The 12,599-nt window shown below is 37.7% G+C and carries 11 protein-coding genes and 1 pseudogene; 9 read left to right on the plus strand and 3 right to left on the minus strand.

All coding sequences use genetic code 11. The features are described 5' to 3' along the window. Positions 1–7: 7 nt before the first annotated feature. Positions 8–1,288, minus strand: coding sequence for a tagatose-bisphosphate aldolase subunit KbaZ (kbaZ, locus tag LW139_RS15210; protein WP_166540617.1), 1,281 nt, complete (start codon positions 1,286–1,288; stop codon positions 8–10). 53 nt (positions 1,289–1,341) lie between these two features. Beyond that, positions 1,342–2,121, minus strand: coding sequence for a transcriptional repressor AgaR (agaR, locus tag LW139_RS15215; RefSeq protein ID WP_036912386.1), 780 nt, complete (start codon positions 2,119–2,121; stop codon positions 1,342–1,344). A 535-nt stretch (positions 2,122–2,656) separates the two neighbouring features. Between agaR and LW139_RS15220 the strand changes: the two genes are divergently transcribed. The 7 genes from LW139_RS15220 to LW139_RS15250 all read left to right on the plus strand — a co-directional run bounded on the left by LW139_RS15220 (position 2,657) and on the right by LW139_RS15250 (position 10,217). Beyond that, on the plus strand, positions 2,657–3,892 hold the full coding sequence (locus tag LW139_RS15220; RefSeq protein ID WP_247850156.1) for an anaerobic sulfatase maturase: 1,236 nt from the start codon (positions 2,657–2,659) through the stop codon (positions 3,890–3,892). 38 nt (positions 3,893–3,930) lie between these two features. Next, positions 3,931–5,541 (plus strand): sulfatase family protein, encoded by a 1,611-nt coding sequence (locus tag LW139_RS15225; RefSeq protein WP_227335860.1) that lies wholly within the window; start codon positions 3,931–3,933, stop codon positions 5,539–5,541. 54 nt (positions 5,542–5,595) lie between these two features. Beyond that, the gene (locus LW139_RS15230) at positions 5,596–7,071 is read left to right on the plus strand and encodes a DUF2264 domain-containing protein (RefSeq protein ID WP_247850157.1); all 1,476 of its coding nucleotides are present in this window, start codon (positions 5,596–5,598) and stop codon (positions 7,069–7,071) included. A 114-nt stretch (positions 7,072–7,185) separates the two neighbouring features. Then, entirely contained in the window at positions 7,186–8,040 is an 855-nt protein-coding gene (locus tag LW139_RS15235) for a tagatose bisphosphate family class II aldolase (protein ID WP_166540614.1), read from the plus strand. Then, positions 8,037–9,008 carry a sugar kinase gene (locus LW139_RS15240; RefSeq protein WP_166540613.1) on the plus strand — a complete coding sequence of 324 codons (972 nt, stop codon included), beginning with the start codon at positions 8,037–8,039 and terminating at the stop codon, positions 9,006–9,008. Before LW139_RS15235 ends, LW139_RS15240 begins: the two co-directional genes overlap by 4 nt. Then, entirely contained in the window at positions 8,989–9,630 is a 642-nt protein-coding gene (locus LW139_RS15245) for a bifunctional 4-hydroxy-2-oxoglutarate aldolase/2-dehydro-3-deoxy-phosphogluconate aldolase (RefSeq protein WP_109407524.1), read from the plus strand. Before LW139_RS15240 ends, LW139_RS15245 begins: the two co-directional genes overlap by 20 nt. A 5-nt stretch (positions 9,631–9,635) precedes the next feature. Continuing rightward, the gene (locus LW139_RS15250) at positions 9,636–10,217 is read left to right on the plus strand and encodes a DJ-1/PfpI family protein (protein ID WP_166540612.1); all 582 of its coding nucleotides are present in this window, start codon (positions 9,636–9,638) and stop codon (positions 10,215–10,217) included. 44 nt (positions 10,218–10,261) lie between these two features. On the opposite strand, the gene LW139_RS15255 is transcribed toward LW139_RS15250, so the two are convergent. Continuing rightward, positions 10,262–10,885, minus strand: a complete 624-nt coding sequence (locus LW139_RS15255) for a hypothetical protein (protein WP_247850158.1) — start codon at positions 10,883–10,885, stop codon at positions 10,262–10,264. Positions 10,886–11,047: 162 nt separating this feature from the next. Between LW139_RS15255 and LW139_RS15260 the strand changes: the two are divergent. Both LW139_RS15260 and tssB read left to right on the plus strand, forming a co-directional pair. Further along, a pseudogene (locus LW139_RS15260) lies at positions 11,048–11,338 on the plus strand (LexA family protein); the annotation flags it as partial. Positions 11,339–12,094: 756 nt separating this feature from the next. Beyond that, the gene (gene tssB / locus LW139_RS15265) at positions 12,095–12,592 is read left to right on the plus strand and encodes a type VI secretion system contractile sheath small subunit (protein ID WP_227335862.1); all 498 of its coding nucleotides are present in this window, start codon (positions 12,095–12,097) and stop codon (positions 12,590–12,592) included. Positions 12,593–12,599 lie beyond the last annotated feature (7 nt).

Consider the following 12,599-nt stretch of genomic DNA (forward strand, 5'->3'; position numbering starts at 1 on the left):
CCCTCAATTAATGGACATAGCAGGCATCGGCATACACCGATAACACGTCACGAATTTTCGCAATAACAAAAGATTCAGGGGAGCCGTCAATCATGCCCTCTCTAAATTGGGTAAATTGATAAGGCAGATATTGACTCAGTAACGGCAGTGGAATTGGTTTAACGGATAAGTTATCCATTAGCGTATCTATAGCGGCATTAATTTCAGCATCAGGCCAGTAATAGCGAATACGATCACTAAAACTATACACTCGAGCAAAGGCTTGTTGACGCTCATCACCGTGATAATATTTTTGCCAAAATCCAGGCTCACGGCACATCAGTTGTTCCATCTTTTCACGCAATTTAGAGCACTGTTCTTGCGGAAATAAAGTCTCTTCAATGGCACAAAGTGCGTATAAACCCTCACGCATAGCAAACGTTAGTGCAGGCCCAACTTTTAAAATTGCAAAATGATCGTGAACTAATTGTTTATAAGCCTCTTTGGTTTGATAGTCCGTTGAGTGAGCTTCGAAAACAAGATGAGAATAATCATTTACGACTTGGCTTAATGCTTGTGCTTCTTCTGGTTGGTAGTCGATGATACCTGTATGATCAAACTCGACTCCCGGTTGAACCACCAAACCAATAACACGTTCCCAACAATCACCGACACCAGCATGTTGAAAAGCTTGGCGATGACATTCTAAGGTTTTACGTGCAGCATCAGGTGAAGTCACTTCAACCGTATCAAGCTCTTCAGCGGCACCGCCCGGGACAGGCACTTCTGTGCCAACAACATAAACAATATCACTCGAGCCAAAAGTCTCTTTTGCTGTATTTTCTGCAATAACAGCAAGGCGTGCTGCACGAGATGCCACAATTTCATCGGTTAAAGGAACGGGATCGTCAGCACAAGACATACTGCAATCAAGGTGGATTTTTTTGAAACCTGCGGCAACATAATGTGCAATCAACACATCTGCATTCGCCATCGCTTCTTCAGCGTTTAGATGTTGCCAACGATTAGGCCCTAAATGGTCGCCACCAAGAATAAGCTTCTCGATAGGAAAGCTGACATTTTTAGCCTGTTCAATAACATATTGGTAAAAGTCAGCGGGAGTCATTCCTGTATAACCACCAAACTGATCAACCTGATTAGAGGTGGCTTCAATTAGCAGAAAGGAATCATTATCCAGCGCTTGTAATAGAGCTGCTTCTATTACTAAAGGATGGGCAGAACAAACAGAATAAATACCATTCTGTTTGCCTGATTTGTGTAGCTGAACAATCTTTTCTAAAGGATGCATTAAATACTAACTCCATAATCAACACCGGCGGTGTTGCTAATGGAGTTAGCAAATTACGATGCCTTATCGTCGACGATAATCACTTCGATTTTGTGATCTTTCAGTTCCTGAATATATTCTTCAGGGATACCTGAATCGGTCACTAATATATCAATATCACCAAACTCTCTGATCATATGACAGCTGCGTTTACTGAATTTCGTAGAATCGGCAACCGCAATAATCGTTTCTGAGATATCACACATTAAACGGTTAAGACTAGCTTCCTGTTCATTGTGTGTAGTAATACCAACACGTAAATCGAATCCGTCAACACCTAGAAAAACCTTATCAAAACGGTAATTTCTAAGGCTATTTTCAGCTTGTGAGCCTGAAAAAGACAACGCACTTTTTCGCAATACACCACCGGTCATTAATACTTCCACACCTGAGGTATTTGCTAACTCCATTGCGACATCCAGACCGTTAGTCATGACCACTACATTTTCGCGCGACTTTAAATGTGTCGCGATTTCGCGAGTAGTTGTCCCCGAGTCAAGAATGACGGTGTCTCCATCCTTTATCAGCGTTGCGGCTGCTTTCCCGATTAATGTTTTTATGCCCGCATTTTGTCCACGTTTTTCGTGGATACTCAATTCGGCAATAAATCCTGTGTTAGGAATTGCTGCACCATGAGAGCGAACGATATAACCATTTTTTTCAAGAAAGCTTAGATCGCTGCGGATAGTGACACTTGAGACTTTAAATAATTCAGCGAGATCTTCGACTCTGGCTTTACCTTGCTGGTTTACCATATCGAGGATTTCCATACGCCTCTCAACTGCCGCTTTCACTTTCGTCTCCTTACGAAACCAAAAGACTTTCTTTCGATTGGTTTCGAATGTAGTTTACTACGCCAATTTTAACCGACAATGAAAAAAAACAAAACTTTTGATCTCTTTCACAAAGTTTCGATTCATCATCGAATGCTTACGATTATTTTCGTGTCATTTCAATGATAGCCTTCAGGCCATCAGTTTCCAATAAATAAAATGATATAACGCAACACTATACTTATGATTACACCATATACAGCTAGGTAAAGCACAATAACATAGATTTAATTTCGCCTTATCTCACAAAATAAAGATTAAAACTTCAATACATTCATTTATTTTCGAAAAACAAATCAAACTAAATAGCTCAAATAGTCAATAGAATATGAAATAGTATCGAATCGAAAGTATTTTTATCGAAAAAAACAGTATTTATCTTTCGAAAAAATCTTTCATTTACTTTCGTTGTTTCGTATTTGTGATTTTAATCTCTTTTGTTTTGATAAATTTTACGTAATGTAACAGGATAAAAAAGAAACTCAGGAAATGACTAATGGCATTAAATCAACCTGCTTATTTTCATATGATGGCAAAACCTACAAGCTACCACTGTAATATTAAGTGTGAATACTGCTTTTATCTGGAAAAAGAAAATATTTTTCAAGATGAAAAAAAAGAGACAGACCATACCGTGATGCCAGATGGTGTACTTCGTCGTTATATTAAAGACTATATTCAGTCACACGGTGGAGATCAGGTTGATTTCTCTTGGCAAGGTGGAGAGCCAACGCTTGCAGGATTGGCTTTCTTTGAGCAAGTTGTCAAATACCAAAAGCAATTTGCTAACGGCAAGACAATTACAAATAGTGTACAAACCAATGCAATTGCTATTAATCGCCAATGGGTACAATTCTTTGCTGATAATCACTTTCTATTAGGCGTTTCAATTGATGGTATTGAAGCTGTTCATGATAAATATCGTATTTCAGTCAATGGAAGCCCTACTTTTGAACGAGTAAAACGTGCAATTAAGTTACTCAATGAATATGGCGTCGAATTTAACACACTCACTGTCGTTAATGACCAAAACTGGAATAAAGGAAAAGAAACTTATCAAGCCTTAAAAGAATTAGGTTCCACTTTCTTTCAATTTATTCCCATTGTCGAAGTCGATAGACGCTTTCCTCATACTCACGGAGGACATTATGCGCCGGGCCCTAATGCACAATTAGCACCATTTTCTGTTCCGGCTGAAGGCTATGGGCAATTTATGGCTGAAGTATTTGATGAATGGATACGGCAAGGCGATATCGGGAAAATATATATCCGCTTATTTGATAGTTTATTAGGCACATGGATGGGATATCCCGCATCAACCTGTATTCAATCTAAAACCTGTGGTCAGGCATTGATCATTGAAGCCAATGGTGATGTTTACTCTTGCGATCACTATGTCTATCCCGCCAATAATTTGGGCAATATTCATCAAAATAGTCTTGCTCATTTAGCCACATCAAAACAGCAGCAGCGCTTTGGCCAAAATAAATATGATAAACAAACTAGCCTTTGCAAACAGTGTGAAGTGCAAAGCTTATGTTACGGCGGTTGCCCTAAACATCGCATTATTGCTATTGAAGGTGAAAAACATCGCCATAACTACCTATGTCGCTCTTATAAAAAAATATTTCACCATACCGCGATAGGCATGCAATTAATGCAACAAGCTATTTCGCGCGGAGGCCTTGCTAGTGATGCACTTCCTGCGATGAAAAAAAACTACTTAAAGTAACTCTTTTTATTTTATCTTGTTTATTCTGGAGACAATCCGTGATCTTACCTTCTGTTAAAAAAAGCTTACTCACTGGGCTGATTGCTACATCATGTTTAAGCATCCCAATCACTACCAATGCAGGTGGTACACCTGAAAAGCCAAATATTTTACTGATAGTGATGGATGATTTAGGAACAGGACAGCTTGATTTTGTACTGGATACCTTAAATGTTGATGAATTAGCACAAAGACCGACACCGCCACGTTATGAAGGCGATATCAATAAGATGGTTGAAGCTGCACGCATTGCAATGCCAAATGTCAGTCAAATGGCTACAAATGGTGCCAAAATGACCAATGCATTTGTTGCTCATCCTGTTTGTGGCCCTTCTCGAGCAGGTATTTTTACGGGCCGTTCTCCTGCAAGCTTTGGTACTTACAGTAATGATGATGCCATTTTAGGTATTCCCAAAGATATCAAACTATTGCCTTCACTTTTCCAAGAAAATGGCTATGCCACAGCCAGCATTGGAAAATGGCACAATGCAAAAGTGATCCGCAAACCGAAAATTAATGAAAGTAAACAAACTCGCGATTATCACGACAACATGATTTCAACACCAGAAGTGGGTTACACACCTCATGAACGAGGTTTTGATTATGACTTTAGCTATTACGCATCGGGTGTGGCTTTATGGAATTCGCCTGCATTTTGGCGTAATGGTGTCAATGTTCCAGCTCCGGGCTATACCACACATTTATTAACGGATGAGACCTTAAAATTTATTGATGAACATAAAGATAAACCATTCTTTATTAATCTCTCCTATAGCGTTCCTCATATTCCGTTGGAACAAGCCTCACCTGCGAAATATATGGAAAAATTTGATACTGGTAATGTTGAAGCAGATAAATACTTTGCAGCATTAAATGCAGCCGATGAAGGTATTGGTCAAATTCTTGCAAAATTAAAAGCAAATGGTGAATTAGAAAATACACTTATCTTTTTCTTATCCGACAATGGTGCAGTTAATGAATCACCAATGCCAATGAATGCAATGGATAGAGGCTTTAAAGGACAAATGTTTAATGGTGGGGTCAGAGTACCTTTCATTGCCTATCAACCCGGCACTATTCCTGCTGGTACAAAAAGTGATGAGATGATCTCCGCACTTGATATTTTACCGACTGCGCTACAAACAGCAGGTATTACTATTCCTGACAATCTAAATGTTGAAGGGAAAAACATCATGCCTTTACTCAAAGGTGAAACAACAAAATCCCCTCACAATTATCTTTATTGGGCCGGTCCTGGCACTAAACATTACAGTGAGGAAAACCAAGAATTTTGGCATGGATATCATCAATGGATAACCTATCAACGTAAAACACCGCCTACAAATCCTAATTTAGAAAAACTCTCTAAAGGTGCTTGGGCTGTACGCGACGGTGAATGGGCGCTCTATTTTTATGATGACGGGAAAAATCAGCCTCAACTTTTTAACGATAAAAACGATCCGTCCGAATCAATTGATCTTGCCAAACAAAACCCACAAAAAGTTACAGAGCTAAAAAATGCGTATTACCAGTGGATCAAAGATAAGCCAAAGCCCGTTATTTGGGGGCAAGATCACTATCAAATATTAGTGGATTCTGCAAAACCTTAATATTCAACCTCCGTTTTGTTTCGCAAGGATGCGTCTTTTTTCTGAGATACGAAAATGGCTATTAAAATTGCATCTTCAGCACGTCCAAAACTCCCTTATGAGCACCCAAACGTAGAAATCTATCAACGCTTATTTAAGGAAAATATCATTCGACGATTAGTCAGAAAATCAGCTTATCGTCGCTATGATAAAACGATCACTCACTTTTTTAATGATGAAAATCAGTCTCTTTTCTCTTTATGCGAAATGTTGACACAGTATGTCACTCAGGCTTTTCATCATTATCAAGTCTGGGGTTATTCCCATGCTTATTATCCCGGAAGTCCCGGGCAACAAACAGCAAGAACGGATGCTCTTGAAGGTGTTAGCAGAGTACTTCCTCTACTTGCAGCATGGATAGTTAGCAGCAAAAAAAGTACGTTGATGGGATTAAATCAGCAAGCATTTAATTTACCATTAATGATCAAACAAAGTTTTATTCATGGTACTGATCCACTTCATAAAGGATATTGGGGGAAACTTGAAAATTACGATCAACGAATTTGTGAAGCATCTGATTTAGCGCTCACACTTTGGATAAGCCGTGAATGGGTTTGGGATACATTAGCACCAGCAACACAACAACAAATTATTGCTTGGTTCGAACAAGTTAATCATTGTGAAATTGTTGATAATAATTGGCATTTCTTCCCTCTTACCGTCCAATTTGTCATTAAAGCACTCACAGGAAAAGACACAATTGCCCATTGGCGTTATGAACGATTAAAAGAGTTTTATGTTGGTGATGGATGGTTTCGTGATGGCGCAAAAGGTAATTATGATTACTACAATGCGTGGGGTTTTTACTATTCACTGTATTGGTTAGCGCAAATCGACCCTCAATTTGATTCGACATTTATTACTCAATCACTTAACACCTTTAATCAGCACTACCTTTATTTTATGACTCCCAAAGGTATTCCTTTCTTTGGTCGAAGTGCCTGCTATCGCCTTGCGGTTTCTGCGCCATTATTAGCAGGCGTCGATTTGCATTGCCCTTCAGTCAAAGTAGGTGAGGCAAAACGCGCCTTTGAAAGTAGCTTACGTTATTTTATTTCTCAAGGTGCATTAAAAAATGGCGCACCAACTCAAGGCTTATTTACTCACGATCCTCGTTTGGTCGATAACTACAGTGGGCCAGCCAGTAGTTTTTGGTCATTACGTGCTGTGATTATCGCGCTCTATTGTGCTGATCGTATCAATTTATGGCAAACGCCTTCACTTCCTTTACCTATCGAAAAAGATAACTTTCGTTTCGAAATTCCATCTATCCAAGCTTTAGTAACTGGAATGAAAGCAACACAAGAGGTAACTGTCATTTTTTGTGAAGATTATACAACTCAGCAAACCCCATTAACTCGCCGTTTAGAAAAACAGACCTTAGCACAAAAAGTCACTGAAACCGTAATAGGACAGTCAAGACGACCTAAAAATAACTTATTACGCAAAGGGATCACCAGTTATAGTTCAAAAATGGCACATTTTTTCTAACTACCTTTCATTTGCTTTCAGTGCGAAGGGAATAAAAATGTGATTTAGATCTTTTACCTTTCCATTTCTTTCGTTTATTATAATTCGTAATTAAACGAAAGATGAGAGGCAAACATGTATCTGGTTTCTACTCGTAATATGCTCAATAAAGCACAGCGTGAAAATTATGCTGTGCCTGCTTTTAATATTCACAACTTGGAAACTATCCAAGTTGTGATGGAGACGGCTGCTGAAATGGCATCTCCCGTCATTTTAGCTGGTACACCAAGTACGTTTGCTTATGCAGGTAGTGATTATTTGATCTCTATTTGTCAACAAGCCGCAGAGCAATACCGAATTCCCGTTGCACTACATTTAGATCACCATGAAGATATTCCTGATATTTGCCATAAAGTCATTTCAGGTGTGCGCTCCGCCATGATCGATGCCTCTCATTTTCATTTTGAAGAAAACATTCGTATCGTCAAAGAAGTGGTCAATTTCTGCCATCATTGGGATTGCACTGTAGAGGCTGAATTAGGTCGTCTTGGTGGACAGGAAGATGATCTTATCGTTGATGCTAAAGATGCCCTATTCACCGATCCTGATTCAGCGGTACAATTTATTAAAGCAACGGGTATTGATTCATTAGCTGTTGCAATCGGTACAGCACACGGCATGTATAAACATGAGCCTCATCTCGATTTTGATCGCTTAGAGATTATTCGCCAAAAAACAGACGTCCCTTTAGTTCTTCATGGTGCATCGGGTATTCCTGATGCGGATGTGCGCCGTTGTATCGATTTAGGTATTTGTAAAGTTAACGTCGCAACTGAACTAAAAATAGCTTTCTCTAACGCAATCAAGCAGTACTTTTTAGATAATCCTGATGCAAGTGATCCTCGCCATTACCTTGTACCGGGCAAAGCCGCAATGAAAGCGGTGGTTGCGGATAAAATTCGTGTCTGTAAAAGTGATGGGAAACTGTGAAAACAAATAGAACTGTCGCCATTATTGGCGAATGTATGATAGAGCTTAGTGGTCAACCGTTTTTACCACAACAACAGCGCTTTGGCGGTGATACGCTAAATACAGCGCTGTACTTAGCGCGACTTATCCCTACATTACATCCGTACTATATGACAGGTTTAGGCACTGATACTTACAGTGCCTTAATGCAAAAAGCATGGGAAGAAGAAGGAATTAACTGCCAGTCTGTTATTACTATTCCCGAAAAACTTCCCGGCCTATATGCCATTGAAATTGATCCCTGCGGTGAGCGTAGTTTTCATTATTGGCGTAATGATGCGGCCGCACGTTATATTGCAACAGATAGCCGTTTTACAACACATCTCAATGCACTACCTGATAATAGTGTAATTTATCTCAGCGGAATTTCTCTTGCTATTTTAACGCCGGAAGGAAAAGAGTCTCTACTCACGCAATTAATCCACCTTAAACAGCGTGGGATCACTTTAATTGTGGATTCAAATTATCGACCTCGCTTATGGGATTCAATATCTCATGCACAAGAATGGTTTGAAAAACTGTACAGGCTTAGCGATATCGCTTTAGTTACGGGTGATGATGAGCAAATGCTTTGGCAACAACCCATTTTGACAGAACAAGATATTGCACAACGCCTTCATCAATGGGGCAATCAAAACGTGATTGTCAAACTCGGTGCTCATGGCGCTTTCTGGTCTGATGGCATAGATACGGGCTATATCTCTCCCAAACCGATTGATTTGGTTGTTGATACTACCGCAGCGGGCGACTCGTTTAATGCTGGTTTTATTGCTGCTTGGCTACAAAATAATCGCTTACCAACTTGCTGTTTATGGGGAAATACATTAGCCGGACTCGTTATTCAACACCATGGCGCCATCATCCCTCATAAAGTCACCGATTCATTCTATACATTAATCAAGGATAACCATGACACAGTCAATTGTTGATACACTTTCCTCACTGAAAGTGATCCCCGTGATCCAAATTAATCGCGCAGAAGATGCAATCTGGCTGGGTGAAATTCTAACCCAAAATCAATTACCTGTTGCTGAAATCACCTTTCGTACACCTGCGGCAGCTAAAGCTATTAAGTTAATGCATGAGCATTTTCCTGAGCTTATTTTATGCGCAGGAACAGTATTAACGGCACAACAAGCAGACATGGCAAAAGAAGCTGGAGCAAGCTTTGTCATTTCTCCAGGTTATAACCCAAGTACAGTTGATTATTGTCTGAATAATGGCATCAACATTGTGCCGGGAATTAATAATCCAAGCCAAATAGAAGTAGCCCTTGAAAGAGGCCTAACCTTAGTTAAATTCTTCCCAGCAGAAGCCTCTGGCGGTATAAAAATGCTAAAAGCACTTGCGGCACCTTACGCACAAATGCAATTTATGCCGACGGGTGGCATTAGTTTAAATAATGTCAGTGATTATCTCGCTATTCCACAAGTGGTGGCATGTGGCGGTAGCTGGATAGCAACTACTGAAGCTATTGATAAACAAGATAAGCAAACCATTGTTAATCATATTCAAAGTATCCATTCATTACTAAAAATCAATAAAGGATAAATACAATGAAACAGGTTGCCGTTTTATTAGCAGACGGATTCGAAGAAGGCGAAGCCGTTGTTTTTATTGATATCATGCGCCGTCTTGATATTCATGTTGATGTACTTTCTTGCATGGATACATTGGTATTAAATACTTATTTTGAAACTAAAATCAGTGCTGATTTTCTATTAACTGAAAAACTGACACACAGCTATGACGCAATAATGATGCCAGGTGGTCCTAAAGGTACTGATCGTTTATGTGCGAATGAACAAGTTATTCAATTTATTAAACGCCATATTGCTGAAGATAAATATATTTGTGCGCTATGCTCTTCTGGAGCAAAAGTATTAGCGGCACACCATCTTCTTGACGGTCGTAATTACAGCACAGGCGATAAATTGGCAGATAAATATGATGATGGCAATTATCTTGATCAAGATGTAGTTGTCGATGGAAAATTTATCAGTGCAAAAGGATTAGGTGTAAGTTTTGAATTTGCCTTTACTGTGGCTCGCCATTTATTAAGCGACAATACAGAAAAAGTAGACTGGCAAGCTAATCATATTTATTTCAAACACTGGCCGTTAGGTTATCTAAAATAGCTAAATTAATTATTATTTACGATATAAAGGGGATTAACTCCCCTTTATAGTTTTATTTTTAATAACGCTTCAATGATCCAATGGCAAACTGGGTGATCTTTCCATATTTTCTTCCATGCGCTCACAACATCTTGCTGAGACATACGAATTTTTTTCTTCGCATTTTTTATAAGGTATTCCTTCATTTTTTCGGAACCTTTCTTATAATCAGTGCGCATATCAGGCCCTTCCCAATATTTTCCACGCTCTTTAATTAATTCAATAAGATCTTTTTTCAATGTTAGGTATTCAGGTGTTCCACTAAAATAATATTTCACACCGTTTAATAAAACTGTTGGTGTTTGTGCAAATAAAAATCGAATTTGAGTGCGTTCTTTACGTCCTTTCTTTTCAGAAAAAGATTTATCAATTGCAGCAAGAATAATTTTACGCCACTCCTCATCAGGGGCATTAAGCGATGAAATATCACAGCGATATAGCATTTTATCTAAGATAGATGTAATAGCCTGTTCAAACTCAGCCTCACGTTCTATCGCTTTTGGCATAATTTCTTTACCAAATGGCATTCCCCATATATGAGGAGTGTCAAAAATCTTCACATAGTTATTTTCTGATATTTCATTGAAGAAACCTTTTAATTCTGTTTTCAATCCATCAATAAGTTTCATAATATTCCTTTATTTTACAAACAGGGCGTCCATATTATTTAAATAATTAGTTTTCAATTAATATAGATAAAATATTTTTATTCCTATAACAACATGATTTATCAGACATATGATAATTTAATACAATTTTAATTATTTCCACATGATACTTAATCACTTCCTTTTTCATTAAAAATAGAAGGTGACTCAATGGAACCTGATTTTAAATCAGGAGATGTAATCATTGTCGATCCTGAGATAAAACCACATCCTGGTGAATTTATTGTTGCTGCTAATCATGAAAGAGAGGCAACATTTAAGAAATACAGGCCAACTCGCATTGATGCAAATAACAATGAACATTTTAAACTTGTACCATTAAATAATGATTATCCAATAATTAGCAGTGAAAACACACCATTAATGATCATTGGTACAATGATTGGACATCGCATTTATCGTCGTAAACGATAACTATTATTCCCAAAAGTACCCCAATAATAACTAACTCTATTATTGCGGTTGAACTCAAAAAACAGTTTTATCTGTTTAATACTTTCATCATAGATTTAGTGATAAATAATCGTGAATCCCATAGTTGTCTGGACTTTGCCTTCACGTATTTTTTTCTTCTGTTTAGTAATAGCGCCCAGAAACAGAAAACAGCTAAATATCATGTAATATGCTGTAATCACTCGCAACATCCCACTGAGTATCGCTATCAATACATGCGTAGTTATCACTCCCTCAATATTTTTTCATTACTCATTAATGTCTGACCAATTAGATTCAAAGTGATTTACGCTCATACTCTTCATGGCTTAACTTACATTCTTATTTCTTTACCCCTAATTAATAACTTAACGAAACTAGAAAAAGAGTTATAGTATCTAATGTAAATTATTAAACATATGTTCTATGTACAAATACTGAGTAAGGATGTTTTTTACGACCCATAGCAGAATAAAATAAATATTTAAATTATAATTTTTATATAAATACTAAAAATGCAAATAAATATAGAAATATAAAACTAATAAATTATTTACTCCTATTTGTTGTTACATTTTATTTTTAGAGATATCTCTTAAAAACGTTAAGATAAATTGATTTATTTAAAATAATTTAATATAAGTAATCATGCCTTAAATTAAATTTCCTGGTAGTGGATTTACTTATTATTCCCACTCTCAAGAGATCCTTTATTCGTTTTAATACAAGGATTTTATTATGTCAGATAGCTTTCAAAATGAAGTTCCTAAAGCGCGGGTAAATATAAAACTCGACTTGCACACAGGTGGTGCACAGAAAAAAGTTGAGTTGCCTTTAAAACTATTGGCCATTGGTGACTACAGTAACGGAAAAGATAAACGTGTTCTTTCAGAAAGAGAAAAGGTCAATATTAATAAAAATAATTTCAATAGTGTTCTTACTGAATTTTCTCCATCGATCAGTCTTACCGTAAAAAACACATTAACGAATGATGGTAGCGAAGAAAATATTAATCTGTCATTTAAAGAAATGGCTGATTTTGAGCCAGAACAAGTTGCTCGCCAAATACCGCAACTGCGCGCCATGCTGGCAATGCGTAATCTCTTACGTGATTTGAAATCTAACCTTCTTGATAACATCACTTTTCGCCGTGAACTCGAAAATATCCTTAAAGATCCTGCATTAAGTGATGAATTACGCGAAGAGTTATCTCAACTCGCACCGAAAAAAGACTAATTGGGTT

The organism is Proteus vulgaris (genome assembly GCF_023100685.1).
Classification (GTDB): Bacteria; Pseudomonadota; Gammaproteobacteria; order Enterobacterales; family Enterobacteriaceae; genus Proteus.